27 protein-coding genes are annotated in these 26,252 nt (G+C 58.6%); 10 read left to right on the top strand and 17 right to left on the bottom strand.

Annotated elements, in window-relative coordinates; translation table 11 throughout:
- Positions 1-9: 9 nt before the first annotated feature.
- Complete coding sequence (locus AT6N2_RS11315) at positions 10-1,242, bottom strand: MFS transporter (protein WP_144578195.1); 1,233 nt, start codon at positions 1,240-1,242, stop codon at positions 10-12.
- A gap of 244 nt (positions 1,243-1,486) precedes the next feature.
- Here AT6N2_RS11315 and AT6N2_RS11310 point away from each other — a divergent pair, with 244 nt between their 5' ends.
- The gene (locus AT6N2_RS11310) at positions 1,487-1,777 is read left to right on the top strand and encodes a YggT family protein (RefSeq protein ID WP_063951411.1); all 291 of its coding nucleotides are present in this window, start codon (positions 1,487-1,489) and stop codon (positions 1,775-1,777) included.
- On the top strand, positions 1,774-2,079 hold the full coding sequence (locus AT6N2_RS11305; protein ID WP_209086877.1) for a DUF167 domain-containing protein: 306 nt from the start codon (positions 1,774-1,776) through the stop codon (positions 2,077-2,079). Before AT6N2_RS11310 ends, AT6N2_RS11305 begins: the two co-directional genes overlap by 4 nt.
- A 6-nt stretch (positions 2,080-2,085) precedes the next feature.
- Here the strand turns inward: AT6N2_RS11305 and ppa are convergent, their stop codons facing one another.
- From ppa to AT6N2_RS11285, 4 genes are all read right to left on the bottom strand, one after another.
- On the bottom strand, positions 2,086-2,619 hold the full coding sequence (gene ppa / locus AT6N2_RS11300; protein ID WP_063951413.1) for an inorganic diphosphatase: 534 nt from the start codon (positions 2,617-2,619) through the stop codon (positions 2,086-2,088).
- A gap of 157 nt (positions 2,620-2,776) precedes the next feature.
- On the bottom strand, positions 2,777-3,283 hold the full coding sequence (locus AT6N2_RS11295) for a GNAT family N-acetyltransferase (protein ID WP_209086868.1): 507 nt from the start codon (positions 3,281-3,283) through the stop codon (positions 2,777-2,779).
- A 210-nt stretch (positions 3,284-3,493) separates the two neighbouring features.
- Entirely contained in the window at positions 3,494-5,317 is a 1,824-nt protein-coding gene (gene typA / locus AT6N2_RS11290; protein WP_063951415.1) for a translational GTPase TypA, read from the bottom strand.
- A gap of 149 nt (positions 5,318-5,466) precedes the next feature.
- Positions 5,467-7,527: a M3 family metallopeptidase gene (locus AT6N2_RS11285; RefSeq protein WP_209086866.1), complete on the bottom strand. Its 2,061-nt coding sequence runs from the start codon at positions 7,525-7,527 to the stop codon at positions 5,467-5,469.
- Between the two features lie 249 nt (positions 7,528-7,776).
- Between AT6N2_RS11285 and AT6N2_RS11280 the strand changes: the two genes are divergently transcribed.
- Positions 7,777-8,226: a MarR family winged helix-turn-helix transcriptional regulator gene (locus AT6N2_RS11280; RefSeq protein WP_209086864.1), complete on the top strand. Its 450-nt coding sequence runs from the start codon at positions 7,777-7,779 to the stop codon at positions 8,224-8,226.
- Positions 8,227-8,231: 5 nt separating this feature from the next.
- Complete coding sequence (locus AT6N2_RS11275) at positions 8,232-9,428, top strand: multidrug effflux MFS transporter (RefSeq protein ID WP_209086862.1); 1,197 nt, start codon at positions 8,232-8,234, stop codon at positions 9,426-9,428.
- Positions 9,429-9,481: 53 nt separating this feature from the next.
- On the opposite strand, the gene AT6N2_RS11270 is transcribed toward AT6N2_RS11275, so the two are convergent.
- Positions 9,482-10,705, bottom strand: a complete 1,224-nt coding sequence (locus AT6N2_RS11270; protein ID WP_209086860.1) for an argininosuccinate synthase — start codon at positions 10,703-10,705, stop codon at positions 9,482-9,484.
- Positions 10,706-11,019: 314 nt separating this feature from the next.
- Here AT6N2_RS11270 and AT6N2_RS11265 point away from each other — a divergent pair, with 314 nt between their 5' ends.
- On the top strand, positions 11,020-11,874 hold the full coding sequence (locus tag AT6N2_RS11265; RefSeq protein ID WP_209086858.1) for an SDR family NAD(P)-dependent oxidoreductase: 855 nt from the start codon (positions 11,020-11,022) through the stop codon (positions 11,872-11,874).
- Between the two features lie 126 nt (positions 11,875-12,000).
- Complete coding sequence (locus AT6N2_RS11260; RefSeq protein WP_144578205.1) at positions 12,001-12,648, top strand: LysE family translocator; 648 nt, start codon at positions 12,001-12,003, stop codon at positions 12,646-12,648.
- 41 nt (positions 12,649-12,689) lie between these two features.
- Here the strand turns inward: AT6N2_RS11260 and AT6N2_RS11255 are convergent, their stop codons facing one another.
- The 7 genes from AT6N2_RS11255 to AT6N2_RS11225 all read right to left on the bottom strand — a co-directional run bounded on the left by AT6N2_RS11255 (position 12,690) and on the right by AT6N2_RS11225 (position 18,506).
- On the bottom strand, positions 12,690-13,484 hold the full coding sequence (locus tag AT6N2_RS11255) for an ABC transporter ATP-binding protein (protein WP_209086856.1): 795 nt from the start codon (positions 13,482-13,484) through the stop codon (positions 12,690-12,692).
- Entirely contained in the window at positions 13,481-14,362 is an 882-nt protein-coding gene (locus tag AT6N2_RS11250) for an ABC transporter permease (protein ID WP_209086854.1), read from the bottom strand. Before AT6N2_RS11250 ends, AT6N2_RS11255 begins: the two co-directional genes overlap by 4 nt.
- A gap of 107 nt (positions 14,363-14,469) precedes the next feature.
- The gene (locus AT6N2_RS11245) at positions 14,470-15,423 is read right to left on the bottom strand and encodes an ABC transporter substrate-binding protein (protein ID WP_144578211.1); all 954 of its coding nucleotides are present in this window, start codon (positions 15,421-15,423) and stop codon (positions 14,470-14,472) included.
- Positions 15,424-15,531: 108 nt separating this feature from the next.
- Entirely contained in the window at positions 15,532-16,770 is a 1,239-nt protein-coding gene (rlmN, locus tag AT6N2_RS11240; RefSeq protein WP_186376883.1) for a 23S rRNA (adenine(2503)-C(2))-methyltransferase RlmN, read from the bottom strand.
- 198 nt (positions 16,771-16,968) lie between these two features.
- Entirely contained in the window at positions 16,969-17,472 is a 504-nt protein-coding gene (locus AT6N2_RS11235; protein ID WP_063951424.1) for an invasion associated locus B family protein, read from the bottom strand.
- 296 nt (positions 17,473-17,768) lie between these two features.
- Positions 17,769-18,149, bottom strand: coding sequence for a YkvA family protein (locus AT6N2_RS11230; protein ID WP_144578213.1), 381 nt, complete (start codon positions 18,147-18,149; stop codon positions 17,769-17,771).
- A gap of 51 nt (positions 18,150-18,200) precedes the next feature.
- Positions 18,201-18,506, bottom strand: coding sequence for a 4a-hydroxytetrahydrobiopterin dehydratase (locus tag AT6N2_RS11225; RefSeq protein ID WP_063951426.1), 306 nt, complete (start codon positions 18,504-18,506; stop codon positions 18,201-18,203).
- Positions 18,507-18,564: 58 nt separating this feature from the next.
- Between AT6N2_RS11225 and AT6N2_RS11220 the strand changes: the two genes are divergently transcribed.
- Positions 18,565-19,071: a low molecular weight protein-tyrosine-phosphatase gene (locus AT6N2_RS11220; RefSeq protein ID WP_209086848.1), complete on the top strand. Its 507-nt coding sequence runs from the start codon at positions 18,565-18,567 to the stop codon at positions 19,069-19,071.
- Here the strand turns inward: AT6N2_RS11220 and thpR are convergent.
- Both thpR and AT6N2_RS11210 read right to left on the bottom strand, forming a co-directional pair.
- Complete coding sequence (gene thpR, locus AT6N2_RS11215) at positions 18,978-19,571, bottom strand: RNA 2',3'-cyclic phosphodiesterase (RefSeq protein WP_144578216.1); 594 nt, start codon at positions 19,569-19,571, stop codon at positions 18,978-18,980. The two genes, AT6N2_RS11220 and thpR, sit on opposite strands and share 94 nt — an antisense overlap.
- A 68-nt stretch (positions 19,572-19,639) precedes the next feature.
- Entirely contained in the window at positions 19,640-20,290 is a 651-nt protein-coding gene (locus AT6N2_RS11210) for an arylesterase (RefSeq protein WP_209086846.1), read from the bottom strand.
- 91 nt (positions 20,291-20,381) lie between these two features.
- Here AT6N2_RS11210 and AT6N2_RS11205 point away from each other — a divergent pair, with 91 nt between their 5' ends.
- The 3 genes from AT6N2_RS11205 to AT6N2_RS11195 all read left to right on the top strand — a co-directional run bounded on the left by AT6N2_RS11205 (position 20,382) and on the right by AT6N2_RS11195 (position 24,606).
- Positions 20,382-21,092 (top strand): ABC transporter ATP-binding protein, encoded by a 711-nt coding sequence (locus tag AT6N2_RS11205; protein WP_063951429.1) that lies wholly within the window; start codon positions 20,382-20,384, stop codon positions 21,090-21,092.
- Positions 21,089-23,650 carry an ABC transporter permease gene (locus tag AT6N2_RS11200; protein WP_209086844.1) on the top strand — a complete coding sequence of 854 codons (2,562 nt, stop codon included), beginning with the start codon at positions 21,089-21,091 and terminating at the stop codon, positions 23,648-23,650. Before AT6N2_RS11205 ends, AT6N2_RS11200 begins: the two co-directional genes overlap by 4 nt.
- Positions 23,651-23,868: 218 nt before the next feature.
- Positions 23,869-24,606, top strand: a complete 738-nt coding sequence (locus AT6N2_RS11195; protein WP_209086843.1) for a Bax inhibitor-1/YccA family protein — start codon at positions 23,869-23,871, stop codon at positions 24,604-24,606.
- 123 nt (positions 24,607-24,729) lie between these two features.
- On the opposite strand, the gene AT6N2_RS11190 is transcribed toward AT6N2_RS11195, so the two are convergent.
- Both AT6N2_RS11190 and AT6N2_RS11185 read right to left on the bottom strand, forming a co-directional pair.
- The gene (locus tag AT6N2_RS11190) at positions 24,730-25,122 is read right to left on the bottom strand and encodes a DUF2794 domain-containing protein (RefSeq protein WP_209086841.1); all 393 of its coding nucleotides are present in this window, start codon (positions 25,120-25,122) and stop codon (positions 24,730-24,732) included.
- 377 nt (positions 25,123-25,499) lie between these two features.
- On the bottom strand, positions 25,500-26,240 hold the full coding sequence (locus tag AT6N2_RS11185) for a DUF1223 domain-containing protein (protein WP_063951605.1): 741 nt from the start codon (positions 26,238-26,240) through the stop codon (positions 25,500-25,502).
- Positions 26,241-26,252: the final 12 nt, after the last annotated feature.

The following is a 26,252-nucleotide window of genomic DNA, read 5'->3' as shown; positions in this document are numbered from 1 at the left end:
CTTATGGAATCAATGCGGCGCGTCCAGATTGTCGATCTTGCGCAGCTTGGAAAAACCAAGCGCCCAGATGACCGCCACCGCAAGCGTGCCAGCCCCGCCGATGACAACGGCCGGTACCGCGCCTACGACATGCGCCATGGTACCGGCGCGGAACTCGCCAAGCTCGTTCGATGCGCCAACGAAGACCATGTTCACCGCATTGACGCGTCCACGCACCTCATCCGGCGTCCAGAGCGCAATGAGGGTCTCGCGCACATAAACCGACACCATGTCTGAAGCGCCCATGACAACCAGCGCGGCGATGGACAGCCATGCGGTTTGTGACAGGCCGAAGACGACGGTCGAAACACCGAAAAGGCCAACGCCGGCAAACATCAGCAGGCCCGCATGGTGGCGAATAGGCTTGAATGCGAGAATGACGGCGACGGTAATGGCCCCGATACCGGGCGCTGCGCGCAGAAGACCCAGACCCCATGGGCCAAGCGTCAGCACTTCCTTGGCAAAGATCGGCATCAACGCAACCGCGCCACCCAGGAGCACCGCAAAGAGATCGAGCGATATCGCGCCGAGGACGATCTTCTCCTGCGAGATGAATTTGAAGCCGGCGAGCATGGTTTCGAGGCTGATCGCTTTTGCCGGACCGCGTTGTTCCGGCTTGCGGATCGCTATCGCAAGGGCTGCGGAGATCATGAAGAGCACAAGCGCAACGCTATAAGCAACCGAAGCGCCGAGGCCATAAAGCAGACCGCCAGCAACAGGCCCCATAATGGACGCCATCTGCCAGGACGACGAATTCCAGGCGATCGCATTCGGCAAGTCCTCAACGGGCACGAGATTGGGCGCCAGCGACTGCACCGCCGGTCCCATGAAGGCGCGCTCGATGCCGAAGACGACAAGAATTGCGAAGACCGGCCATGGGGAAAAGCTGTGCGTCAGCGTCAGCGCCAGCAGAGCGACCGCGCAAAGCGCCGCAACCAGCAAGCATACGGACATGATGCGGCGGCGATTGTGCCGGTCGGCAACCGTTCCCGTCACAAGGATCAAGAGCAGCGAAGGCAGAAACTGGAAAAGACCGATCAAACCTAGATAAAAGGCATTACCGGTCACCTCATACATCTGCCAGCCGACGGAAACGCTGACGATCTGAATGGCGAAGGCCGAAAAAAACCGGGCGCTGAAGAAACGGCGATAAGATGAATGCCGGAATGCACCGAAACGGTTTTCGGCAGAAGGGAGAGACATCGGCTGGGTGCTCGCGAGGGAATATGGAGATGGCAATAAAGCGATATGACAGGAATGACCAGCCCTCATCGGCGGGAGAGCTGACAGTCCGAGCGGTTCCAGCCCGAAATCCGCCTGGGAGTCGTCGGTCAGATCACGATCATCGCCGGTGGGATTCGACCAATGATGATTACGATCTGGCGCAACACTTGCCGGTTCAGCGCCGAATGTCTAAATGTCTTGCAACCAAGATACGGAGATATTGATGCTTGCCCTGTTTCAGACCATCGATCTGGCCTTGAACCTCTACACCTGGGTGCTGATCGGCAGCGCCATCTTTTCCTGGCTTTACGCCTTCAATGTCATCAATTCCCGCAACCAGTTCGTCAACGCCATCGGCAGCTTTCTGTACAATGTCACGGAACCGGTTCTGCGCCCCATCCGCCGCGTTCTGCCCAATCTCGGTGGCATCGATATTTCGCCGATCATTGTGTTGCTGATCATCTTCTTCATCCGCTCCTTCATGTGGAACACGCTTTACCCGATGGTCGCTTGAGCGGCTGCTGGCAAAAGCAGAATGATCATGTCCGCCTGACGGTGCGCCTCACGCCAAATGGCGGGCGCGACGCCATCGAGGGTGTGGATCGGGATGCAAACGGAAACGCGCATCTCAAGGCCCGCGTCAGCGCCGCCCCGGAAGGCGGCAAGGCGAACAAGGCGCTGATTGTTTTGCTGGCGAAAAAATTCGGCCTGCCCAAATCCGCCATCAGCCTCCTCTCAGGCGAAACAGCACGCAAAAAAATCCTCCGGATCGACGCCGACCCGGAGGATTTTGAAGAGCTGTTCAAAGAGCTTTAGCCGGGATCAACCCTGGGTCTTGTAGCGCTCGATGGCTTCGACGATCAGCTTCTTGGCGACGTCGACATCCTGCCAGCCGCCCATCTTCACCCACTTGCCGGGCTCCAGATCCTTGTAGTGCTCGAAGAAGTGCTCGATCTGCTTCAGCGTGATTTCCGGCAGATCGGTGTAGTTGTTGACCTTGTCGTAACGACGCGTCAGTTTCGGAACCGGAACAGCGAGGATTTTCTCGTCCTTGCCACCGTCGTCTTCCATGATCATCACGCCGATGGGGCGGACATTGATCACACAGCCCGGAACGAGAGGGCGGGTATTGCAGATGAGCACGTCGATCGGGTCACCGTCGTCGGACAGGGTGTGCGGCACGAAGCCGTAGTTACCCGGGTAGGTCATCGGCGTGTAGAGAAAGCGATCAACGATCAGCGCGCCGGCATCCTTGTCCATCTCGTACTTGATCGGATGTCCGCCGACCGGCACTTCAACGATAACATTAACGTCTTCCGGCGGATTTTTGCCTACGGAGATTGCATCGATACGCATTCGCTTCCCTCATTCGACGGGTTGGATTTGGTTTTCGATACTGGGAAAGTCTGCGCATTGCAACACGGCTGTAGGCAGATAAGGCATAATGGATAAATTGGGTGCTAGCGGCACGCCATCATCGGACGCGAAACGAGGATCCCGGGAATTTGCATCGTCAGTTCCAGACGAAACCGACCTTGCGCAGGGATTTGCCACCGAAATCTTCCATGCCTTCGGCAACATCCCGCCCGCCATGCGAACGGAAAAATCGGTTGGCGACATCGCTGTCCTCAAGGCACCAGACAACGATGCCGTTGCAGCCAAGCGACGTCAGCAGCCGGCGTGCTTCGGTGAAGAGCAGCGAACCCAGGCCGATGCCCTGATATTCCGGGCGGAGATAAAGTTCATAGATTTCGCCGTCATGCGGCAACCCGCGCGCCCGGCTGAGGCCGAGTGTCGCATATCCGGCAACCACACCGGCCACTTCCACCACCAGCAGCGTCGCCGAACCCTTGGTGGCCTTTTTCCACCAGCCCTCGCCCCGGCGCTCAAGCATCTGCGTCAGCGGGCGATGCGGAATGAGCCCCGCATAGGCCTGTTGCCACGACAGACGATGCGCCTCGGATATGGCGCGCGCATCATGCGGCTCGGCACGGCGAACATCGATGGATAACGTTTTCATAACGCGATTCTGGCCCCGGCCACGGAAACTTACCAGTCATAAAGGTTAACGCCGGCAAGCTTACCCACAGCCTATTCATGTGGACGACCAGGAAAAATTAACGCATCCTTAACCTTTGGCAAAGCGCCTTTCGACTCATGCGCACATAAAAAAATCCAACAAAAAACCCGGCACGGGGCCGGGTTTTTCAAAAGCAGTCGATTTCGCCGATCAGCCGGCGGCAAGCTTGGCCTTTTCGAAGCGCTTACGGTCATTCGCATCGAGGAACATCTTGCGCAGACGGATCGACTTCGGCGTCACTTCCATCAGCTCGTCGTCCTGGATCCAGGAAAGAGCGCGGTCGAGCGTCATGCGGATCGGTGGCGTCAGCTTGACAGCTTCATCCTTGCCGGCGGCACGAATGTTGGTCAGCTGCTTGCCCTTCAGCACGTTCACTTCCAGGTCGTTGTCGCGGGAGTGAATGCCGATGATCATACCGGCATAAACCTTTTCACCCGGCTCGATGATCATCGGGCCGCGATCTTCCAGGTTGAACATGGCGTAGGCAACAGCCTCGCCCGAGCCGTTGGACAGGAGAACGCCGTTCACGCGACCGGCAATCTGGCCCTTGAAGGGCTGATAGTCGTGGAACAGGCGGTTCATGATCGCCGTACCGCGCGTGTCGGTCAGGAGTTCCGACTGGTAGCCGATCAGGCCGCGGGTCGGTGCGTAGAACTTCAGACGAACGCGGTTGCCGCCGGAAGGACGAAGCTCGGCCATTTCAGCCTTGCGCTCGGACATCTTCTGAACGACGACGCCCGAATGTTCTTCATCGACGTCGATCACGACTTCCTCGATCGGCTCCAGCAGGGCGCCGCTCTCATCCTTGTGCATCACGACACGGGGACGCGAAACGGCAAGCTCGAAGCCTTCTCGGCGCATGGTCTCGATTAGAACTGCCAGCTGCAACTCGCCTCGGCCGGAAACGAAGAACGAATCCTTGCCTTCGGCTTCTTCGATCTTCAGCGCGACGTTGCCTTCGGCTTCCTTGAACAGGCGGTCACGGATGACGCGCGAGGTAACCTTGTCGCCTTCGGTGCCGGCCAGCGGGCTGTCGTTAACGATGAAGGACATCGTAACAGTCGGCGGGTCGATCGGCTGTGCCTGCATCGCCTCGGTAACGGACGGATCGCAAAAGGTGTCGGCGACCGTGCCTTTGGAAAGACCGGCGATGGCGACGATGTCACCCGCATGGGCCTCTTCAATTGCGGTGCGCTCGATACCGCGGAAGGCGAGGATCTTGGAAATTCGACCGGTTTCGATTGTCTTGCCGTCCTGGCCGAGCACCTTCACGGCCTGGTTCGGCTTGATCGAACCGGACGCGATGCGGCCGGTGATGATGCGGCCGAGGAAGTTGTTGGCTTCAAGGATCGTGCCGATCATGCGGAACGGGCCCTCTTCAACCTTGGGCTCCGGAACGTGCTCAAGAACCAGATCGAGCAGCGGTGCGAGACCCTGATCCTTCGGACCTTCCGGATTGACGTTCATCCAGCCATCGCGGCCAGAACCGTAGAGGATCGGGAAGTCGAGCTGTTCGTCGGTCGCATCGAGGTTTGCGAAGAGGTCGAAGACTTCGTTGATGACTTCTTCATGGCGGCCATCGGGGCGGTCGATCTTGTTGATCGCAACGATCGGACGAAGACCAACCTTAAGCGCCTTGGAGACCACGAACTTGGTCTGCGGCATGGGGCCTTCGGAACTGTCGACCAGAACGATCGCGCCATCCACCATCGACAGGATACGCTCGACTTCACCGCCGAAGTCGGCGTGGCCGGGGGTGTCGACGATGTTGATGCGAACGCCCTTCCACTCCACCGATGTCGCCTTGGCGAGAATGGTGATGCCGCGTTCCTTTTCGAGGTCGTTACTGTCCATGACGCGCTCTGCAACGCGCTGGTTATCGCGGAACGAACCGGATTGCTTCAGAAGCTCGTCAACAAGCGTCGTTTTTCCATGGTCAACGTGCGCGATGATCGCGATGTTGCGTAGTGCCATTGTTTAAAATCTCTGAGGTTGGGCGCTAAAATGATGAGAAGCGCCAATTTAGTTTGGCGCGCTCATAACCTTTTTTTTGCAAATGCGAAAGGGGGCCCATGTCATAAGCCCCCTGCACCCAGCTTCTAGCTCATAATTATGACAGTGTCTTATACGAGACCGCGCTTTGCGAGCATCGCATCGGGATTTGGCATCTTGCCACGGAAGGCAAGGTAGGCTTCCTCCGGATCAATCGAACCACCGACGGAATAGATATTCTTCTTCAGCCGACGCGCCATCTCGCCATCAAACGCATTGCCGGTTTCCTCAAAAGCGGCAAAGGCGTCCGCATCGAGCACTTCCGACCACATGTAGGAGTAATAGCCGGCTGAATAACCATCACCCGAAAAGACATGCTGGAAGTGTGGCGTCGCATGGCGCATGACGATGGACTCGGGCATATTGAGGCGCGAAAGCACTTCATCCTGCACCGCCATCGGATCACCCACGCCGTCGCGGGTGTGGAACGCCATATCGACGATCGCAGACGAGGTGAATTCCACCGTGTTGAAGCCGGCGTTGAAAGTCTGCGCCGCCAGCACCTTGTCGAGCAAGGCCTTCGGCATAGGCGCACCGGTTTCATAATGCAGCGCGTATTTTTCCAGAATTTCCGGCACCGTCAGCCAATGTTCGTAGAGCTGCGACGGCAGTTCAACGAAATCACGCGACACGCCCGTGCCCGAAACCGAGGGATAGGTAACATCCGACAACATGCCATGCAGGGCGTGACCAAACTCGTGGAACAAGGTGCGCGCATCGTCGAGCGAGAGCAGCGCCGGCTTGCCTTCCGCTGGTTTTGCAAAGTTGCAGACGTTGTAGATGATCGGGATTTCTCCAACCTTGCCATTTTTCAGCGGCAACTTGTGCTGCGACTGGAAAGAACTCATCCACGCCCCGGACCGCTTTGAAGGGCGGGCGAAATAATCACCGAGGAACATGGCCTTCAGGTTGCCCTTGTCATCGAGGATGTCGAAAACCCTGACCTCCGGATGGTAGGCGGCGATACCCTTAACCTCGACGGCGCGAATGCCGAAAAGCCGCCCGGCCACATCGAAGCAGGCCTCAATGATCTTTTCGAGCTGCAGGTAAGGCTTCAGTTCAGCCTCAGAGAAATTGAATTTCTGAGCGCGGAGCTTTTCGGCATAGTGCCGCCAGTCCCACGGCAAAACCTCATGGTTCTTGCCTTCCGCTGCGATGATGGCGGCGAGTTCAGCCTCTTCGTTGCCAGCGCGCCGCACCGCCTTCTCCCAGACCTGCCCGAGAAGACTGTTCACCGCATCGGGCGTCTTCGCCATCGTATCGTCGAGCTTGTAAGCGGCGAAATTCGCATAACCGAGAAGCTTTGCTTTTTCCTCTCGCAACTCGAGAGTTCTACGGACAATCTCACGATTGTCGGTCTCGCCACCGTTCTCGCCCCGCGCTACCCATGCCTTGAATGCCTGTTCGCGCAGATCGCGGCGTTCGGAAAACGTCAGGAAAGGCTCGATGATAGAGCGGGAAAGGGTCACGGCAAATTTGCCCTCCTCGCCATGTTCGCGCGCTGCACCCGCCATGGCATCACGAAGAAAGTCCGGGACGCCGGCCAAGTCTTCCTCCGTCGTCAGCAGAAGCTTCCAGTTCTTCTCATCCGCAAGCACATTCTGGCCGAACTTCGCGCCGAGACCGGCAAGCTCTTCATTGATGGCCGCAAGCCGCTCCTGCCGTTCCCTGGGCAGCTTGGCACCCGAGCGCACGAAACCCTTCCAGTGCCGTTCCAGAACCCGCTTTTCTTCGCCGGTGAGGCCAAGCGCGTCGCGCTGTTCCCAGAGCGTGTCGATACGTTTGAACAGCGCCTCGTTCATGCCGATCTTCGAGTAATGTCGAGACATCTTCGGCGCGATTTCCCGCTCAAGCGCCTGGACGACATTGTTTGTATTGGCGCCCGCCCTGTTCCAGAACAGCGACGAAATACGGGAGAGATCATCACCCGCTATTTCGAGCGCAGTGACCGTGTTTTCGAAACTGGGCGCATCGGAATTTTTCGCAATGGCATCGATTTCCTGCTCATGGGAGAGAAGCGCAGCGTCGAAAGCCGGCGCGAAATCCTCATCCTTGACCGCATCGAATTTCGGGAGGCCATGATGGCCGTTCCAGTCAACAAGCGCGGGATAAAGAGCAGTCCTCGATGGCATTTCATCTTCCTTGTACGATTCCGATCGAAGCCCATATGGGCATGCCTCCCGCCCCAATTCAATATGTCAAGCGCAGCGCTGAGGAGGCAGATGCCTGCCCGTGAATGTCGCAGCCGCCAGTCAAAGCCAATGGGAAGTGCGCCCCGCTGCGGTGCTGACGTATAGTTGAACCGATTTACGAGAATATCGGTGTCGCAGCATTGATTATCGCCCGGTTTTTAGTAAGGCTGACTTACGAAAAGGCGACGAATGAGCACGAAACGCGAGAAAGATTCATTAGCATTTTTACTGAACAGCGGTGCACGCCTGCTGAACAGTGCTTTTGAACGTCGAATTTCCGAGGCCGGTCTTGGCCTTACCCCTGGCGAGGCCCGCGCCCTTCTGACGGTCGCCGCCATTGACGGCAGCAAGCAGTCGGATATCGCTGCGCGCCTCGGCATCGAACCGATGACCATCTGTGCCTATCTCGACAAGCTGCAATCTCTCGATCTCATCGAACGCCAGCAGGACCCCCAGGACAGGCGCTCGAAACGCATCGTCCTTACCCAGTCGTCCGCAGAGATGCTGGACGCCGTCCGGCAGGAAATCGAGGAGTTGGTCCGTCACGCCACGCAAGGCCTGAACGACGATGAAGTCGCACTCTTCCGCCGTTTTCTCCAGACCCTTCGCGACAATCTGCAGCCGGAGCAGAACGGCTGATTATAATGTCGCCACAACCGATCATGTCGAGAAAACGCACGGCCATTCTCGGCGCTTTGCTGACGGCCTTGGCGCCGATTTCAATGTCGATCTACACCCCGGCCATGCCTGAACTCACGCGGGTTTTCGCCACCAACGAAGCGGCCATCAAGCTTAGCCTCTCCCTTTATTTTGCTGGCTTTGCCGTGGCGCAACTGCTTGCCGGGCCTGCATCCGATGCCTTCGGCAGGAAAAGCGCCAGTCTCGCCTTCCTGTCGATTTTTCTGGGCGGTGGGCTGCTGGCGATCTTTTCTCCGACGATCGAGGTGCTGCTCTTTGCCCGGCTCATTCAGGGCATCGGCGCTTCCGTCGGCATGACGGTGGCGCGCGCCATTGTCCGCGATCAGTTCACCGGCGCGGAAGCCTCCAGCATCATGAACCTCATCGGCATCATGCTTGCTGTCGGCCCCGCAATGGGACCAACGATCGGAGGACTTTCGCTTGCCGCCTTTGGCTGGAAATCCGTATTTTTTCTCATGGCCGGGCTTGGCGGTCTTGCCATAGTCACGGTTGTTATCTTTCTGCGTGAGACGACCCGCCCGGACATAAGCCTTGTCCGCCCCCGCCGCCTTCTTTCCGCCTACGGCACCCTGTTGACTGAGCCGCGCTTTCTTCTGGCGGCCCTTGTGCTTGGCGGCTCCATCGGCGCGCTCTATGCGCAGGCGACAATGCTCACCTTCATCCTCATCAACACGGTCGGCATGACACCCACTGCCTTCGGCATCGGCATGCTGATGCAGACCGGCGCTTATTTCTTCGGCTCCATCGCCCTGCGCTATCTCGCGCCGCGACTGGGCGATCGCCGCTCGGTCATGATCGGCCTCTGTTTTTCGGGCACGGGCGGCCTGCTGATCCTTCTATCGGTTTTCCTGATCCCGCCGTCATTTCTCTCAATAATGGGACCAGTGGCGGTCGCAACTGTTGGTATCGCCTTGCTGACACCCTCGATGGTAACGGCGGCGCTAGCGCCCTTCCCGCATATCGCCGGCTCGGCGTCGGCGATGATGGGCTTCATCCAGATGGGATCGGGCTTTGCGGGCGGGGCCGCCGCTGCGCTCATCGGTTCGCCGCTGACCGGTTTCGGTATCATCATTCCCCTGATGGAGTTTGTGGCCGTTGCGAGCTACTTCGGTTTGCGCATCGTCTCCAGAAAAGAAGCATAAAAAACCCGCCGGCGTCGCCGCCAGCGGGTCGCAATATCGTGCCAACAGCAAAATTACTTGCTGAGGTTACGCTTGGCGAGCGTGCGCAGACGCAGGGCGTTGAGCTTGATGAAGCCCGCTGCATCCTTCTGGTCGTAAGCGCCGTGGTCGTCTTCGAAGGTCACCAGCGCGTCGGAATAGAGCGACTTGGCGCTCTCGCGGCCGGTCACCATGACATTGCCCTTGTAGAGCTTTAGCGTCACTTCGCCTTCTACATGTTCCTGACTCTTGTCGATCAGCGCCTGCAGCATTTCGCGCTCCGGCGAGAACCAGAAGCCGTAATAGATGAGCTCGGCGTAACGCGGCATCAGCTCATCCTTGAGATGCGCTGCACCCCGGTCGAGCGTAATGGATTCGATGGCGCGATGTGCGGCAAGCAGAATGGTGCCGCCGGGCGTTTCATATACGCCGCGCGACTTCATGCCGACGAAACGGTTTTCAACCAGATCGAGGCGGCCAATGCCGTTTTCACGACCATAATTGTTGAGCGTGGCAAGAAGCGTCGCGGGCGACATTTCGACGCCATTGATGGAGCAGGCGTCACCCTTGCGGAAACCGACCTTGATGACGGTTGCCTTGTCAGGCGCGGCTTCCGGGGAAATGGTGCGCATGTGGACATATTCAGGCGCTTCCACCGCTGGGTCTTCCAGAACCTTGCCCTCGGACGAGGAGTGCAGCAGGTTGGCGTCCACGGAGAACGGCGCTTCGCCCTTCTTGTCCTTCGCAACGGGAATCTGGTGCTGTTCGGCAAAGTTCAGGAGGTCTGTACGGCTCTTGAACGTCCAGTCGCGCCAGGGGGCGATGATCTTGATGTCAGGGTTCAGCGCATAGGCCGAAAGCTCGAAACGAACCTGGTCGTTGCCTTTGCCCGTCGCACCATGGGCGATGGCATCAGCGCCAGTCTTCTTGGCGATCTCGATCAGGTGTTTGGAAATCAGTGGACGGGCAATCGACGTGCCGAGCAGATAGACGCCTTCGTAAACGGCATTGGCGCGGAACATCGGGAACACGAAATCACGCACGAATTCTTCGCGGACGTCCTCGATGAAGATTTCCTTGATGCCCAGCATCTCGGCCTTCTTGCGCGCCGGCTCAAGCTCTTCGCCCTGGCCGAGATCGGCGGTGAAGGTCACGACTTCTGCGCCGAGTTCGGTCTGAAGCCATTTCAGGATGATCGAGGTGTCGAGGCCGCCGGAATAGGCGAGAACGACTTTCTTTACGTCTTTCGGAAGTGCCATAGTGATGTCCATCTGCATGATGACGGCATCGGGACACCGCCATTTCCTTGGGATTTCGGCACTTTTACAGTGCAAGCCGAAATGTGTGAAGCGCTTTTCCGTGAGATAAGCGACAAAACAATTCATGGGCGGGAGGGATGGAGGCGGTGACAGGTCACGCGGAGGGGAACGAAGCCATTGTCACATGCATTTAGAAATTTCGCGCTTTATCATGAAGCGGCGCGATCGACTTGAAGACCGTGAATGAAGCCACTCAGGTTCAGGCAACGTTGCAAACCGCTGGAAACAGCAGAAACGACGCGAAGGAGAAACCTATGACGACCATCCACCCCGCATTCAAGGAAGATAATGTCGCCGTTATCACCGGTGCTGCCTCCGGCATCGGACTGGCCGCCGCCCGCAAATTCGCGAGCTTCGGCATGAGTGTCGTGCTCGTCGATCTCGATGGCGAAAAGCTTGCCGCCGCCCATGCAGACGTTTTGGCGCTTGCCAAAGACGGCGAAGCGCAGATCGTCGCCATCCCGACCGACGTGGCGAAGCTGGATGAGCTGGAGGCGCTGGAACGCGCGGTTATCCAGCGTTTCGGGCGCGTTCACGTGCTCATGAACAATGCCGGCATCCAGCCCGGCAGCGCCATCTTCGGACCGCAGGCAAATTGGGACAGGATCGTAAGCGTCAACCTGATGGGCGTCATCAACGGCGCGCGTGTCTTCGGTCAGGGGATGGTCGCCCATGGTGAACCCGCCCTCATCGTCAACACGGGCTCGAAACAAGGCATCACCACGCCGCCGGGCGATCCCGCCTACAACGTCTCGAAATCAGGTGTGAAAACTTTTACGGAGGCGCTTCAGCACGAGCTGCGCAATATGCCGAACGGCGCGGTTTCCGCTCACTTGCTGATCCCCGGTTTCGTCTTCACCGGCCTCACCGCCCATGGCAGGACTGAGAAGCCTGAGGGCGCCTGGACCAGTGAACAGACCGTCGATTTCATGATCGACAGCATTTGCCGCGGCGATTTCTATATTCTTTGCCCGGACGGTGAAGTTGACCGCCCGACCGACGAGAAGCGGATTCTCTGGGCAGCGCAAGACATCGTTGAGAACCGCCCGCCGCTCTCTCGCTGGCACCCCGATTATTCCGGGGCCTTCACCAGCTTTTTAAAGAGCTGACCTTCCTGCCGCCGTGCAGCACCGGGTGCGGCGGCCTCCTCCCTCCCGCGACTTTGCATCAGGCCATTGGCACAAACCCGAAATCGCGTTAAGCAACAAAAATCTCTGGATTTCACGGGTGCCGCGATGGATTTCGTTCCGAGCCTGCCAACACTTGCCGCCTTCACCGTCGCCATCCTGCTGCTGGCGGTCACGCCCGGGCCCGACATGACGTTGTGGATCAGCCGGTCGATACGCGAGGGCCGTGCTGCGGGTTTCATGACCCTTGTGGGAACCAATCTCGGCATCACCGTGCATACGATGCTGGTGGCTTTCGGCGTCGCCGCCCTCATCGTCGCATCGCCAACGGCTTTTCTGATCCTGAAGACCGGCGGAGCCGCCTATCTGGTCTGGCTGGCCATTCAGGCGATCCGCAAGGGCTCGGATTTCGTCATGGTCAAGACGACAGGCGAAAAACAGCAGTCGTCGTTGAAATCTGCCCTGCTGAACGGCATCTGGGTCAATCTGCTCAATCCCAAGGTCATCATCTTTTTCATGACCTTCCTGCCGCAATTCGTCAGCGCATCCGATCCGCATGTGACCGGAAAGCTGATCTTCCTTGGCATCTGGTCCATCATCGTCGCACTGCCGATCGGCATCGGCATCGTTGTCGCCGCCGATGTTCTCTCCGCCTGGCTGCAGCGCAATCGCAAAGTTCTGCGCGGACTGGATTACACGATCGCCGGTGTCTTCTCGCTTTTCGCCGTCAAGATTTTCCTCACGCAGACGCGATAAGGGACAAAAAAGGCGCCCGCTGGCGCCTTTCGGATCATTCATCAGCCGATCAACAGCTCGTCATCATCGAGCGTCTGGCCGCGGATCTTGCGGAACATGTCGATGAGATCTTCGACCTGAAGACCCTTGCGGCTTTCGCCGGACACGTCGAGCACGATTTCACCGGCATGCAGCATGATCGTGCGCGTGCCGTAATCCAGCGCCTGACGCATGGAATGGGTGACCATCAGTGTTGTGAGCTTGCGCTCCTCCACCACCTTGCGGGTCAGCTCCATGACGAATTCCGCCATGCCGGGATCGAGTGCAGCCGTATGTTCGTCGAGCAGCAGAACGTCCGAGCCCGAAAGCGTCGCCATGACGAGCGAGACCGCCTGCCTCTGACCACCCGACAGAAGGTCCATGCGGTCTTTAAGGCGATTTTCGAGACCGAGATTGAGGGAGGCGATGCGCTCCTTGAAGAAGTCGCGTCGGCCGCGGCCGAGCGCCGGCAGAAGGCCGCGACGCTCGCCACGGGATGCCGCAAGCGCCAGGTTCTCCTCAATGGTGAGCGCGCCGCAGCTACCGGCCAGCGGATCCTGAAACACGCGCGCTACTCGTCCCGCCCGGCTAGCGGTCGGTTTGCGAGTGACATCGGCACCGCCGATCATCACCTTGCCTGCCGTCGGCAGCACATCGCCGGCCAGAACACCGAGCAGCGTCGATTTTCCGGCGCCGTTCGAGCCAATGACGGTGACGAAGGAGCCATCTTCAATCGTGAGGTCGATCTTGGCGAGAGCCTGCTTCTGCAGCGGCGTGCCGCGCCCGAAAACGACCTGAATATCGGAAAGCGAGATCATGATGTTGCTCCCCCGCGGCGCAGTCGCGGCAGGATGAGTGCAATGGCCACCAGAACCGCCGTTACGAAATTGAGATCGGATGCCTTGAGACCCAGCACATCGCTCGACAGGGCAAGCTGGATCGCGAGACGGTAGGCGATGGAGCCAAAGACACAGCCGATCAGCACGATCAGGATGCCACGGGCACCGAATAGCGTTTCACCGATAATGACGGCTGCTAGGCCTACGACAATGGTGCCAACGCCTGATGTCACATCGGCAAAACCATTAGTCTGGGCAAACAGAGCGCCGCCGAGGGCTACCAAGGCGTTCGAAAGCGCCATGCCGAGATAGATCTGGTTGCCCGTCTTCACACCCTGCGCCCGCGCCATCCGCGCGTTGGCACCCGTTGCCCGCATGGCCAGCCCCGCATCGCTTTCCAGGAAGCGCCAGACGAGAATGACCGCGATCAGCACGAGCAAGCCAACAAAAAGCGGTCGCACCAGATATTCCGAGAGACCAAGCCCGTAAAACGGCGAGATCATCGTGTCCTGATTGAGCAACGCCACATTCGGCTTTCCCATAACCCGTAGATTGACCGAAAACAGCGCGATCATCGTCAGGATCGAGGCAAGCAGGTTCAGAATTTTGAAACGCACGTTGAGCGTTGCGGTCACGATACCGGCAGCGGCGCCGGCAACCATGGCAATCGCCGTCGCAACCCAGGCATTCAAACCGGCAATGATCAGCACGGCCGCCACAGCAGCGCCGAGCGGAAAGGAACCGTCCACAGTCAGGTCAGGAAAATCAAGCACGCGGAAAGCGAGATAGACGCCGATCGCCACGAAAGCGAAGACCAGTCCCAGCTCCACGGCACCCCAAAAGGCGATTTGGCTCACGGTAATGTCCTTGTTATTGCCGCCGTTTGGCGGAGACGGGCACAGACAGTGCCACGTAAAACGGGCGGCGCATATCACGCCGCCCGGTTATTTATGCCGGTTTCGGTTTAGTCGATGACCTTGGTGGCGCGCTTCGTCACGCTTTCCGGAAAGCTAACGCCGACCTTTTCGGCGGCCTTCTTGTTGATTACCAGATCGGTGCCGACAGCAACGGTGGCCGGGATGTCGCCTGGCTTTTCACCCTTGAGGATGCGGACAACAACGGCACCGGTCTGCTTGCCGACGTCGAAATAGTTGAAGCCCAGGGCCGCAACCGCGCCGCGGGCGACCGAGTCGGTGTCAGCGGCATAAAGCGGGATCTTGGCTTCAGCCGCAACGCCGGCTGCCGCTTCGAAAGCGGAAACGATGGTGTTATCGGTCGGAACGTAGATCACGTCCGCCTTGCCCACCAGGGCGCGGGTTGCACCCTGAACTTCAGCGGACTTTGTCGCGACGGATTCGACAACCTTCAGGCCAGCCTTCTCGGCTTCCGTCTTGAGGAGCGCAAGCGTCGAGACGGAATTCGCTTCGGCAGAGTTGTAGATGAAGCCGATGGACTTGGCGTTCGGCGAGATTTCCTTGATGAGCGCGAGATGCTCGGCAACCGGCAACATGTCGGAAAGTCCTGTCACGTTGCGGCCGGGTTTCTGCATGTCCTTGACCAGCTGTGCGCCGACAGGATCGGAAACCGCCGTGAAGACGACAGGAATGTCACGCGTGGCGGCAACGACGGCCTGCGCGGATGGGGTAGAGATCGGCACGATCACATTGGGAGCCTCGCCCACGAACTGGCGCGCGATCTGCGCTGCAGTCCCGGGGTTGCCCTGCGCGGACTCGTAGAGGAACTTGAGGTTGTCGCCTTCCTTGTAGCCGGCCTCGGCAAGCGCTGCCTTGACGCCATCACGGGCAGCATCGAGCGCCGGATGTTCGACAATGGCGGTAACGGCAACGGTGACGGTTTCAGCCTTTGCCGGCAGAGCGAGCGCTGTCGCTGCGGCAAGGGCCAGAATGAGTGCGCGCATGGGTTTCCTCCAGTTGGTTTCTTATTGCCGCTTTCTTAAAAACAAGACCGGCCGAAATCAATCGAAGAACAGCGCCAAAGCCAGCTTTATGGCCCAGTTTTAACTTATTCAGTCATCCGCGCCGTGGTTTGCGATCATCATGGCCTCGAAAGCCAGTCTTTCGGTCTTGCGCATCCGTTCCGATTCCGACTTCAACTGACCGCAGGCGGCGAGAATGTCGCGGCCGCGCGGTGTCCGGATCGGCGAGGCGTAACCCGCCTGATTGATGAAATCCGCAAACTTTTCGATCTGCGCCCAGTCGGAGCACTGGTAATTTGTGCCCGGCCACGGATTAAATGGAATGAGGTTGATCTTGGCCGGAACGCCCTTCAGCAGCTGCACGAGCATCTTGGCGTCCTCCAGGCTGTCGTTGACGTCCTTCAGCATCACATATTCGAAAGTGATGCGCCGGGCATTGGAGAGGCCCGGATAGTTGCGGCAGGCCTCGATCAGCTCTTTCAGCGGATATTTCTTGTTGATGGGCACGAGCATGTCGCGCAGCTCATCACGCACCGCGTGCAGCGAAATCGCCAGCATCACGCCGATCTCATCGCCCGTGCGGAAGATTTCCGGCACGACTCCCGAGGTGGAAAGGGTGACGCGTCGCTTGGAGAGCGACAGGCCGTCACCATCTGTGGCGATCAAAAGCGCGGTCTTCACATGCTCGAAATTATAGAGCGGCTCGCCCATGCCCATCATGACGATGTTGGAAACCTTTCGGCCTTCGCTCGGGACATAGGCGCCGACCGGCGTCGAACCGTCAGGAAAATCACCAAGCCGGTCACGCGCCAGCAGCAGCTGCGAGAGGATTTCCTCGGCCGTGAGATTGCGCACCAGACGCTGCGTGCCGGTGTGACAGAAAGAACAGGTCAACGAACAGCCGACCTGGCTTGAGATGCACAGCGTGCCGCGGCCTTCTTCCGGGATGTAGACCGTTTCAATCTCGACCGGGCGACCTGCCCCGCGCGGCGGAAAACGCATCAGCCATTTGCGGGTGCCGTCATTGGAGATCTGCTCCTCGACGATTTCAGGTCGGGCGATGGTGAAGGCGGCCTTCAGCTTCTCGCGAAGTTCCTTGGCAACATTTGTCATGTTGTCGAAATCGGAGACGCCGCGCACATAGAGCCAGTTCCACAACTGGCTGACGCGCATCTTCACCTGCTTCTGCGGCACACCGATTTCGGCCAAAGCGTCGCCCATTTCCTCGCGCGTCATCCCGATCAGGGACGGCTTGCCGGACATGAGGTCGCTGTTGGCGATCAGCGGGGCTTTGACTGCCAGGCCGGCAGGAGCTTCCATAACGGACATTACATTATCCCATCGTTCCATGCGTCGCGCGACCGGCCTGTTAAATCGGCGGGAATTCGTCTGCATGTCGAGAAAATCAAAGGCGGAGCACGTTTAGCGCCTCCGCCTGTCAATGTTGCCGCGCCTTTAGCATCAAACTGGCAAAAACGCAAATGGCCGGTCATTGACCGGCCATCATAAAATCCGAGGGAGTCGGAATTACTTGCAGCTCTCGATCTGCTTGAGAGCGGCCGAAATACCCGAGAGAGAGTAGGAGTAGGACGTCGCTGTGCCGCGGCCGGAAACCGCCTTGACGGTCATCGATTTGCCGCCCTTCATCGCAGCCACGAGAGCAGGCTCTTCAGCCGCGTTTTCAACCCAGGCAGCCTTGTCCTTGGTGAACATGACGAAGTTCTTGTTGTCGATCGTCACATTGACCTTGGAACCCTGCTTCAGCGGGTAACCCACCATGGCCTGCGGCTCATACGAGATATTCTGGCCAGGGCGCTGTGAGACGATGAAGAAGATATCGCCGTGGTCGACGCTGGCCGGTTCCTTGGAGGTGGGGATGGAAAGAACGTAGCAGACGGTGCTGTTGCCCGATTTGTACGAATACGCACCCCAGGCATTGAACTGCTGGATACGCGTGGGCGACTGTGCAGATGCTACGCCGACGCTGGTCAGCAAAATGGCCGCTGCGGTTGCTACACTTCTTACAAACATGAAATTTCCTGCCGGGTTATTGTCTTCCATTGGCCCGAAGCATCGGCGAGCCCAGAGTCTGGATCGGCCACGTTCAGGTGCGGATCGTCTTTTCTCATTGTGGTCGGGAAGCGGTTACCAAACCGTCAACAACATGCATAAAAAGCCGGAAACGTCTTGCAGTGTTACAGATTGGCGACTCCCGACGCCCTGAGGAAAAGGGCGCAAAACGCCCTTCAGTCGTGTGTATGACACACAAATTCAGGCAAGAATTTGTCAGGCATCCGGCAGCGCCATTGCGCGGCATCACAGAGGCGTTACTCCGCTTCCTGCTGCCTCTTCAACATGGCATCGGCTGCATCGTAATGCTCCATCTTGATATGGGCGCGGATCATCGCGAGAGCTGCGGTGATGACTGCAATATCATCGGTAAAACCGACGACCGCCAGCATGTCGGGCACGGCGTCGAATGGCATGATGAAATAAGCGAGCGCAGCCAGGATAATCCCCTTGGCGCGCAGCGGCGTGTCGCGATCGACTGCACAGTAATAGGCAGCGGCCGCATCGCGGGCAAACGGCACCTTCGCCATGACGCGCTTCAGTTTCGGCCAGAACTTGGCCCGAACAACCTCTTCGCGCTCACGCTGCTTGTCGGTTTCACCCGGCAGAAGAATTTCACCGATTTTCACATCATCCATGATCGACGGTCCTCTGGTCACGGCTATTATATGGGTTTGAAAGGCCGCCGTTCAATTCCCCCGCCCGGCCGCCGCTTTCTGCATGGCCTCCGCAAGAAGGAAATCCCGTTCCGTGACGCCCTGAGAGTCATGCGTGGTCAAACACACTTTCACGCGTGAATAGACATTCGACCATTCAGGATGATGATTGAGCTTCTCCGCGGCGAGCGCCGCCTCGGCCATGAAGCCGAAAGCTTCCGCAAAACTCGCGAACTTGAACGCACGGACAATGGCCGCGCCGTCTTCTCGCAAAGACCAGCCTTCCAGCTTTGAAAGCCCCTGTTCTATGGCGTCAGGTTCCAGTCTGGGATATTTCATGAACTAACCTCCAATTCAGACCTCTTAACGCTTCAACCACCGGATCGACGCATTTTCCATGAAACATACAGCTATTCTTTTTGTCTGCATGGGCAATATCTGCCGTTCCCCGCTCGCCGAAGGCATTTTGAGAAAGCTGTGTGACGAGCCGGGCTTAAAGGGCCAGTATACCATCGATTCGGCCGGCACCGGCGGCTGGCACGCAGGTGACGCGCCTGACCCGCGGTCTATCGCCATCGCACGCCAGCACGAAACCGATATTTCACGGCAGCGGGCAAGGCAGGTCAACCAGACAGATTTCCAGACCTTCGATCTGATACTGGCGATGGACCGAACCAATCTGGCAAACCTGCTTCAAACAAGCGCGCCCGAGCACCGGCACAAAATCCACCTCTTCATGGAATATGCCACAGGCTGCTCGCAGGACGTCCCCGACCCCTATTATGGGGCCGAGAATGGGTTCCTCCGCGTCTACACCATGCTTTTGACGGGATGCAGATCGCTGCTTGAAAAGACGGAGCTCGACCGCGCCTCGTGGAGCGGGAAGGCCTCCTCAACGATGTAAGGCCCGCCGCCCACCGATTCCTTCGACGACATCAGCACGAAACGGCCGACCGTGAAGGGCGAGGTGCGGAAATTGCCCCGCCCCGAGAGGTAGTGGACGACATCATCAAGGCGCGACGAGCGAAGCCGCGCCAGGGTGACGTGCGGCATGAACTTGCGTGGATCGGGCGGGAGACCGATCCTCTGGCAGATTCTCTCGATTTCCGCCTGCAGCGCATTCATTTCCGGGGAAGGAGAAACGCCAGCCCAGATCGAATGCGGCTTCTTCGAGCCGAAGGAGCCCATACCGGTTAGGTTGAGCTGGAATTCCGGCCTGTCGATCCGGTCCAGCCTGTCCACGACCTCGTCGGCGGTGCGACCGTCGATGTCACCGATGAAACGCAGCGTTATATGATAATTCTCCACATCAATCCACCGGGCTCCCGGCAGACCACCGCGCAACAATGAAAGGCTCATCGCCGCATTGCGCGGAATTTCGAGGGCGGTAAACAGTCTCGGCATGGCGAGCTCCCCGAATCTCTTGGCAGAACAATCATAGCGAATCATGCAATGCACACCGGCGCAAGTGCTTATTTTTTTTGCGCACCGATTGTCTTGATGAAGCTTTCAACAGCCGGCAAAGATTTCTCGACCATCATCGCTACACCCTTGGTGTTGGGATGCATCTTGTCATCCAGTTTCAACGCATCATCAGTCACCACGCCATCCAGAAAGAAGGGGTAGAGCGGAAGGCTGTATTTTTGGGCGAGCCTCTGAAAAATTGGATTGAAACGCTTGGCATAGTCGTCGCCCATGTTCGGCGGCGCCATAATGCCGACCAGCAACACGGCTATGTTGCGTTTCTGAAAACCGGAGATGATCGCATCGAGGTTTTTCTCGGTCTGCTCAGGCGGGATGCCCCGCAGCGCGTCGTTTGCGCCGAGTTCCAGAATGACGCCATCGGTGCCATCGGGAACGGACCACTCTGCCCGCGCCAGACCGCCCGAGGAGGTATCACCGGAGACACCGGCGTTGGTGATGGTAACCTTCATGCCCTTGGCCTTTAACGCGGCTTCAAGCTGGGCGGTGTAGCTGTCGGTCGGAGGAAGTTGATAACCAGCCATCAGGCTGTCGCCGAAGCCGACGAGTTGCAATGTCCGCTCCTGAGCCGACGCGGAAACGACGGAAAGCGCGCCTGCGATTATGACGATGAAGTGAAACAGGGCAGCTTTAAATCTCATCACGGCTTTCCTAACTTGGTTTCCATTGTCGTGAAACACCGAACGCATAGACCGCCAGACCGTTTCATCACCCTATATAGGAACGAGAATTGTGACGAAAAGCATCATAGAGCTGAAGAAAGCCGACCTCACGCTCGGCAATGCCGCCGCCTCCGTTCACGTTCTCAAAAATATCGATCTTTCCATCGGAGAGAGCGAGGCAGTCGGCATCGTCGGCCCCTCCGGCTCAGGCAAATCCACACTTCTGATGGTGCTGGCCGGCCTTGAAAGGCTGGACAGCGGCGAAATCATCATCGCCGATACCGAGCTGCACAAGCTCGGCGAGGATGCGCTGGCCGATTTTCGCGGCCGCAACATCGGCATTGTTTTCCAGTCCTTCCACCTCATCGCCAACATGACGGCGCTTGAAAACGTCGCCGTTCCGCTTGAACTTGCCAACGTCGCCAACCCCTTTGACATCGCCAAGCGCGAGCTCGTCGCCGTCGGTCTTGGCGAGCGGCTCAATCACTATCCCGGCCAGCTCTCGGGCGGCGAACAGCAGCGCGTCGCCATCGCCCGCGCCCTTGCCCCCTCACCGGCCGTTCTCATCGCCGACGAACCGACCGGTAACCTCGATACCGACACGGGCAGGCAGATCGCCGATCTGCTTTTTGCCAAGCAGGCCGAGCGCGGCATGACGATGGTCCTCGTCACTCACGATCCGTCGCTTGCGGCCCGATGCTCCCGGCAGATCAAGGTGCGTTCCGGCGAAATTGAGGGTGACAGCGCCCGCCCGCAGATGGCACGGGCGGTATCGGCATGATGGGATCTGTATTTCCGTCGTTCTCCAATATCAGAAATGCGGCTCGACTGGCGCGACGGGAAATTCGTGGCGGCCTTCGGGGTTTTTACATTTTTCTCGCCTGTATCGCACTTGGAACGGGCGCCATTGCCGCCGTCAATTCCGTCTCGCGCGCCGTCACCAGCGCCATCGCCACCGAAGGCCAGTCCATTCTGGCGGGCGATGTGCGCTTCGAGCTGCGCAACAGGGAGGCGACACAGGAAGAGCGGTCTTATCTCGACAGGCTTGGCACCGTTGCGGTCTCCACCGGGACGCGCTCCATGGCACGTCTCGCCGATGGATCAGAGCAGACATTGGCAGAAGTGAAGGCGGTCGACGGAGCTTATCCCCTCTACGGCACGTTTACATCGGAACCCACCCGGCCGCTGAGCGAGCTTCTGGCGGCAAACGGTGATGCCTATGGTGCGATCGCCGCACCGCTGCTGCTGGAGCGGCTCGGCATCAAGGTCGGCGATGAAGTCCTGCTCGGAAATGTGAAGCTGAGACTGACCGGCACCGTTGTCGATGAGCCGGATGCCCTCTCGGATGGTTTCGGTTTTGCCCCAAGACTGATGGTCAGCCGTGATGCGCTTTTTGCGTCCGGTCTTGTCCAGACCGGCAGCCTTGTCGAACATGCCTATAAGATCAAGCTGAACGACCCGGCAGCACGGTCAACCGTGACGGACGCGGCCAACAAGGCCTTTCCTGACGCCGGTTGGTCAATTCGCACCAGCGATCGCGCAGCGCCCTCGCTGACCGATAACGTCAACCGTTTCTCGCAATTCCTGACGCTGGTGGGTTTGACTGCCCTCATCGTCGGCGGTGTCGGCGTCGCCAACGCCGTGCGCGCTTTCCTCGATTCCAAGCGAACGACAATTGCCTCGCTGAAATGCCTGGGCGCGCCGGCCTCCGTGGTCACCATGACCTATCTCTTCCAGATCGCTTTCATCGCTGCCGTTGGTATCGTTATCGGCCTTGCGGTTGGCGCCGTCGCGCCGCTTGTCGCCATGCGTTTTCTCGAAGGCGTGCTGCCCGTCCCGGCCGAACTCGTCTTCTATCCCGGAGCCCTTGGCCTTGCCGCCCTTTTTGGGCTGGTGACCACGCTCGCCTTTGCCATCGTGCCGCTCGGTCAGGCACGTGAAGTGCCGGCAACGGCACTTTTCCGCGAACAGGGTTTTGAAGAAGGCCGCTGGCCGTCATGGCCTTATCTGGCGGCAACGGTCATGCTTCTGGCGGCGCTCGCAGCACTTGCCATCTTTTCGGCGGAAGACCGTTTCATCGCATCGGTTTTCCTTGGCGCCATCGCCTTTGCCTTCGTGGTGTTGCGGCTCGTCGCCTCGGGCGTGAAGGCCATTGCCAAACGCAGCCCGCGGGTCCATTCGGCAGCCCTTCGTCTGGCGATCGGCAATATTCACAGGCCGGGCGCCCTCACGCCCTCGGTGGTTCTCTCGCTCGGCCTTGGCCTGACGCTGCTGGTGACGCTGACGCTGATCGACGGCAATCTGCGCCGCGAACTGACGGACAGCCTGCCGGAAAAGGCGCCGAATTTCTTCTTCGTCGATATTCAGGGCTCCGAGGTTCAGGGCTTCCGCGACCTGCTGAAGCGCGAAGCGCCAGCCGGCACCCTGACGGAAGTGCCCATGCTCCGCGGCCGCATCCTTGCCCTCAATGGACAGGATGTGACCAAAATGGATGTCCCGTCATCAGGCCGCTGGGTTCTGCGTGGCGACCGCGGCATTACCTATTCCGAAATCATTCCCGAAAACGCGACGTTGACGGAGGGGACATGGTGGGCTCCCGATTACTCCGGCGAACCGCTGGTATCATTTGCAGCCAAGGAGGCCGGTGATCTGGGCCTCAAGATCGGCGACAGTGTCACCGTCAATGTCCTTGGCCGCAGCATCACGGCCAAAATCGCCAATCTGCGCAACGTGGAATGGGAATCGCTGTCGATCAATTTCGTCATGGTCTTTTCGCCGAACACGTTTCGCGGCGCGCCGCACGCGTGGCTGGCGACGCTCGCCGACCCTTCCGCATCCGCAGCCGACGAAGGCCGGATTCTGCGCGCCGTGACAAATACCTATCCGACGATCACAAGCGTCCGCGTGAAGGATGCGCTCGATGTCGTCAACCGGCTCGTCGGCCAGCTCGCGACCGCCATCCGCGCGGCAGCCGCTGTCGCGCTGATTGCGTCTGTTCTGGTTCTCGCCGGTGCACTTGCGGCCGGCAACCGCGCCCGCACGCATGATGCCGTCATCCTCAAAACGCTGGGCGGCACGCGGAACATGCTGATCCGCGCGTTCTCCTACGAATATATGATCCTCGGCCTCGCCACCGCCATCTTCGCGCTTTTTGCCGGCGGTGTGTCCGCCTGGTTCGTGATCGCCCGCATCATGAAGCTGCCCTCCAGCTTCCTGCCGGATGTGGCGATCGGAACGCTCGTCGCTGCGCTCGTCATGACCGTGGGCATCGGCCTCATCGGCACATGGCGCATTCTCGGGCAGAAAGCGGCGCCGGTTCTGCGCCAGGCAGGCGAGTGACCATCGGTTGTGCACCGTTTAACTTTAGCGATTAATTCCTGGTAATGATCGCCAAAACGTGAGCGGTTTTCGCGCATATGGTGTTTTTTCGACCGCAAAAGGCCTTGTATCGAACACGTTCTGCCATCATATTCTCAAGCAGGCTTGCTGAAGCTCCGCAGCGGCGCCCGGGAGGTATCCCGACACCGTAGCAATTACGGAGCTCAAAAGAGGAAACAATGGCTGACTTTAATAACTACCAGAACCGGATGGCGCAGACGCGTGCACAATCTGGTGCGATGATCGACGAAGGTCTTCGCGCCTACATGCTCAAGGTTTATAACCTGATGGCGCTGGCTCTGGTCATCACGGGCGTTGCGGCGTTTGGCACATACACGCTTGCCGCTTCAAATGAAGCTTTTGCCCAGCTGCTTTTTGCCTCCCCGCTTCGCTGGGTCGTGATGCTGGCACCGCTGGCGCTGGTTTTCTTCCTTAGCTTCCGCATCCAGAACATGAGTGTTTCCGCTGCCCAGACGACATTCTGGGTCTATGCGGCGCTGATGGGCGTTTCGCTCTCCTCGATCTTCATGGTCTACACCGGCCAGAGCATCGTTCAGACGTTCTTCGTGACCGCTGCTTCGTTCGGCGCGCTCTCGCTGTACGGCTACACGACCAAGAAGGACCTGTCCGGCATGGGTTCCTTCCTGATCATGGGTCTGTTCGGCCTGATCATTGCGTCCATCGTCAACATTTTCCTGGCATCATCTGCCCTGCAGTTCGCAATCTCCGCGATCGGCGTGCTGATCTTTGCTGGTCTCACTGCCTATGACACGCAGAAGATCAAGGAAATGTATTTCGATGCGGATGATGTCGCTGTCGCCGGTCGCAAGGCCATCATGGGCGCACTGACGCTCTACCTCGACTTCATCAACCTCTTTACCTTCCTTCTGCAGTTCCTCGGGAACCGCGACGACTAAGGACAAGAGTCCTCGTTACAGAGATACGAAAGGCGGCCGCTTGGCCGCCTTTTTTGTTTGACCTGGTTTTGGTCGATTTGATCCTGGCGCCGCCACGACACCGGTAGATGGGCCAGCGACCTTTCACTCGATCAGTTTCAGAACCTTGTCGAACACCTTGAGGACCTGCGGCAAATCGTGCCCGCGCTTCAGGATGCGCCCGTTCACATTCACCACACAATAAGCGCCCTGCTTGGCCGCCAGCTTGGGATTTTTCTCTATCCTGTAGAGCGGCATTTCACCCGAACGCTTGAAGACCGAGAACACGGCCTTTTCCTTCAGATGATCGATGGCGTAATCACGCCACTCGCCTTCGCCCACCATACGGCCGTAAATCCGCAGGATCGCGTCGAGTTCGCGGCGATGAAAGGTGACCGGCAGAGGGTCTTTATTTTTCTTGTATTCGCGGAGATCGATAACGGTGGAACTGTCGCGTGAAGCGGTCTGCACCTGCTGCACATCCGGTTGATCGGTCATCCAAAACCTCCGATTCCACCCAAATCATCAATGCAGTGTGAGCTTTGGGGGGCGAAATTGCAAGCCTTTGCGCACCTTTGCCTATCAGGAAGCGTTGGATCCACGCCACGAAGTCATCAGTACCCAGATTGCATTGAGAATGGGGAAAACGCCTGCTCTTCTCTGCCGAAGTCGAAAGCAGGGGTTAAGAATGGTAACCATTTAGGCAACCATTTTCATCGGGCCCGCCGTATTTCGGTCAAACCATGGCCTGAATTGAATGGAATAGTCCTATCGTCAATTGATGCCTAGGCACCAAGATGACCCGGTCCGGTGCATTGACCCTTTACCCCCAGCCCCCAATGCCCGGACCGGATCTTCCATCGCCAGAGCGGCGATTACGGATTTTCGTTCCCCAAGAGAATGCTTGCGCCGACAATTGCCGCGGGATCACCGCCGGCATTGGCGGTCTGCAACAGAACGGCGCAACCGCCCTTCTTGACTTTGGCCACAACGCTGGCCGGAAGTTTCACGGTCATGGCCGATCCGTCCCACATGCCGACCGTCTGCACGTCATAGACGCTGTGCCAATAGGAAATCTTCTTACCCTGATTATCGCCCTTTTGAACATCGACCGTCTGCTCGCGGGTGAAATAGGCCACGACGACATCGGCCTTGCCACGACCGGCGCCAATGTCGATTTCCACCTCATCACCGGCAAATTTTGACGAAACCGGCACGCTCAGGCCTTTGCCCTCGCGCTTGAAGGCGTCGAGGCGATCATAGATACCGCGCACATCCGCGCCCTTGACGTGGTCGCGCCCGTTCAGGATCGCCTGAGGCGTATAGACCCCGTTGCGACCCAGCGCGCGCATATAGCCATATTGGCGGTCGGTATTTTCCTTCGACGCCAGCGAATCCGTCCAGCCCAGATAGTTCCAGTAATCGACATGGTAGGAAAGACCGACAACGTCGCCCTTCTGGATCATCTTTCGCAAGGCCTCATCCGCCGGCGGGCACGAGGCGCATCCCTGCGATGTGAACAATTCGACAACGCCCTTCAGGGCCTCCTGCGCCTGCGCGGAGGTGGCGAGAAGCGTGCCGAGAAGACATATCGACAGGGGGAATTTCAGGGGCATTACAAAAACCTT

The sequence above is a fragment of the Agrobacterium tumefaciens genome (genome assembly GCF_017726655.1).
In the GTDB taxonomy this organism is placed as follows: Bacteria; Pseudomonadota; Alphaproteobacteria; order Rhizobiales; family Rhizobiaceae; genus Agrobacterium; species Agrobacterium tumefaciens_B.
The sequence above is the reverse complement of the archived record's forward strand: the minus strand, read 5'-3'. Positions and strand labels throughout refer to the sequence as shown.

Coding starts and splice junctions, on each gene's coding strand:
- rlmN (WP_186376883.1), bottom strand. CDS start 16,770: ATGTCCGTTATGGAAGCTCCTGCCGGCCTGGCAGTCAAAGCCCCGCTG.
- AT6N2_RS11185 (WP_063951605.1), bottom strand. CDS start 26,240: ATGCCCCTGAAATTCCCCCTGTCGATATGTCTTCTCGGCACGCTTCTC.
- AT6N2_RS11260 (WP_144578205.1), top strand. CDS start 12,001: ATGGATTTCGTTCCGAGCCTGCCAACACTTGCCGCCTTCACCGTCGCC.
- AT6N2_RS11210 (WP_209086846.1), bottom strand. CDS start 20,290: ATGAGATTTAAAGCTGCCCTGTTTCACTTCATCGTCATAATCGCAGGC.
- AT6N2_RS11265 (WP_209086858.1), top strand. CDS start 11,020: ATGACGACCATCCACCCCGCATTCAAGGAAGATAATGTCGCCGTTATC.
- AT6N2_RS11225 (WP_063951426.1), bottom strand. CDS start 18,506: ATGAAATATCCCAGACTGGAACCTGACGCCATAGAACAGGGGCTTTCA.
- AT6N2_RS11310 (WP_063951411.1), top strand. CDS start 1,487: ATGCTTGCCCTGTTTCAGACCATCGATCTGGCCTTGAACCTCTACACC.
- AT6N2_RS11285 (WP_209086866.1), bottom strand. CDS start 7,527: ATGCCATCGAGGACTGCTCTTTATCCCGCGCTTGTTGACTGGAACGGC.
- AT6N2_RS11195 (WP_209086843.1), top strand. CDS start 23,869: ATGGCTGACTTTAATAACTACCAGAACCGGATGGCGCAGACGCGTGCA.
- AT6N2_RS11190 (WP_209086841.1), bottom strand. CDS start 25,122: ATGACCGATCAACCGGATGTGCAGCAGGTGCAGACCGCTTCACGCGAC.
- AT6N2_RS11295 (WP_209086868.1), bottom strand. CDS start 3,283: ATGAAAACGTTATCCATCGATGTTCGCCGTGCCGAGCCGCATGATGCG.
- AT6N2_RS11315 (WP_144578195.1), bottom strand. CDS start 1,242: ATGTCTCTCCCTTCTGCCGAAAACCGTTTCGGTGCATTCCGGCATTCA.
- thpR (WP_144578216.1), bottom strand. CDS start 19,571: ATGCCGAGACTGTTTACCGCCCTCGAAATTCCGCGCAATGCGGCGATG.
- AT6N2_RS11280 (WP_209086864.1), top strand. CDS start 7,777: ATGAGCACGAAACGCGAGAAAGATTCATTAGCATTTTTACTGAACAGC.
- AT6N2_RS11275 (WP_209086862.1), top strand. CDS start 8,232: ATGTCGCCACAACCGATCATGTCGAGAAAACGCACGGCCATTCTCGGC.
- ppa (WP_063951413.1), bottom strand. CDS start 2,619: ATGCGTATCGATGCAATCTCCGTAGGCAAAAATCCGCCGGAAGACGTT.
- AT6N2_RS11270 (WP_209086860.1), bottom strand. CDS start 10,705: ATGGCACTTCCGAAAGACGTAAAGAAAGTCGTTCTCGCCTATTCCGGC.
- AT6N2_RS11230 (WP_144578213.1), bottom strand. CDS start 18,149: ATGGATGATGTGAAAATCGGTGAAATTCTTCTGCCGGGTGAAACCGAC.
- AT6N2_RS11255 (WP_209086856.1), bottom strand. CDS start 13,484: ATGATCTCGCTTTCCGATATTCAGGTCGTTTTCGGGCGCGGCACGCCG.
- AT6N2_RS11245 (WP_144578211.1), bottom strand. CDS start 15,423: ATGCGCGCACTCATTCTGGCCCTTGCCGCAGCGACAGCGCTCGCTCTG.
- typA (WP_063951415.1), bottom strand. CDS start 5,317: ATGGCACTACGCAACATCGCGATCATCGCGCACGTTGACCATGGAAAA.
- AT6N2_RS11235 (WP_063951424.1), bottom strand. CDS start 17,472: ATGTTTGTAAGAAGTGTAGCAACCGCAGCGGCCATTTTGCTGACCAGC.
- AT6N2_RS11200 (WP_209086844.1), top strand. CDS start 21,089: ATGATGGGATCTGTATTTCCGTCGTTCTCCAATATCAGAAATGCGGCT.
- AT6N2_RS11220 (WP_209086848.1), top strand. CDS start 18,565: ATGAAACATACAGCTATTCTTTTTGTCTGCATGGGCAATATCTGCCGT.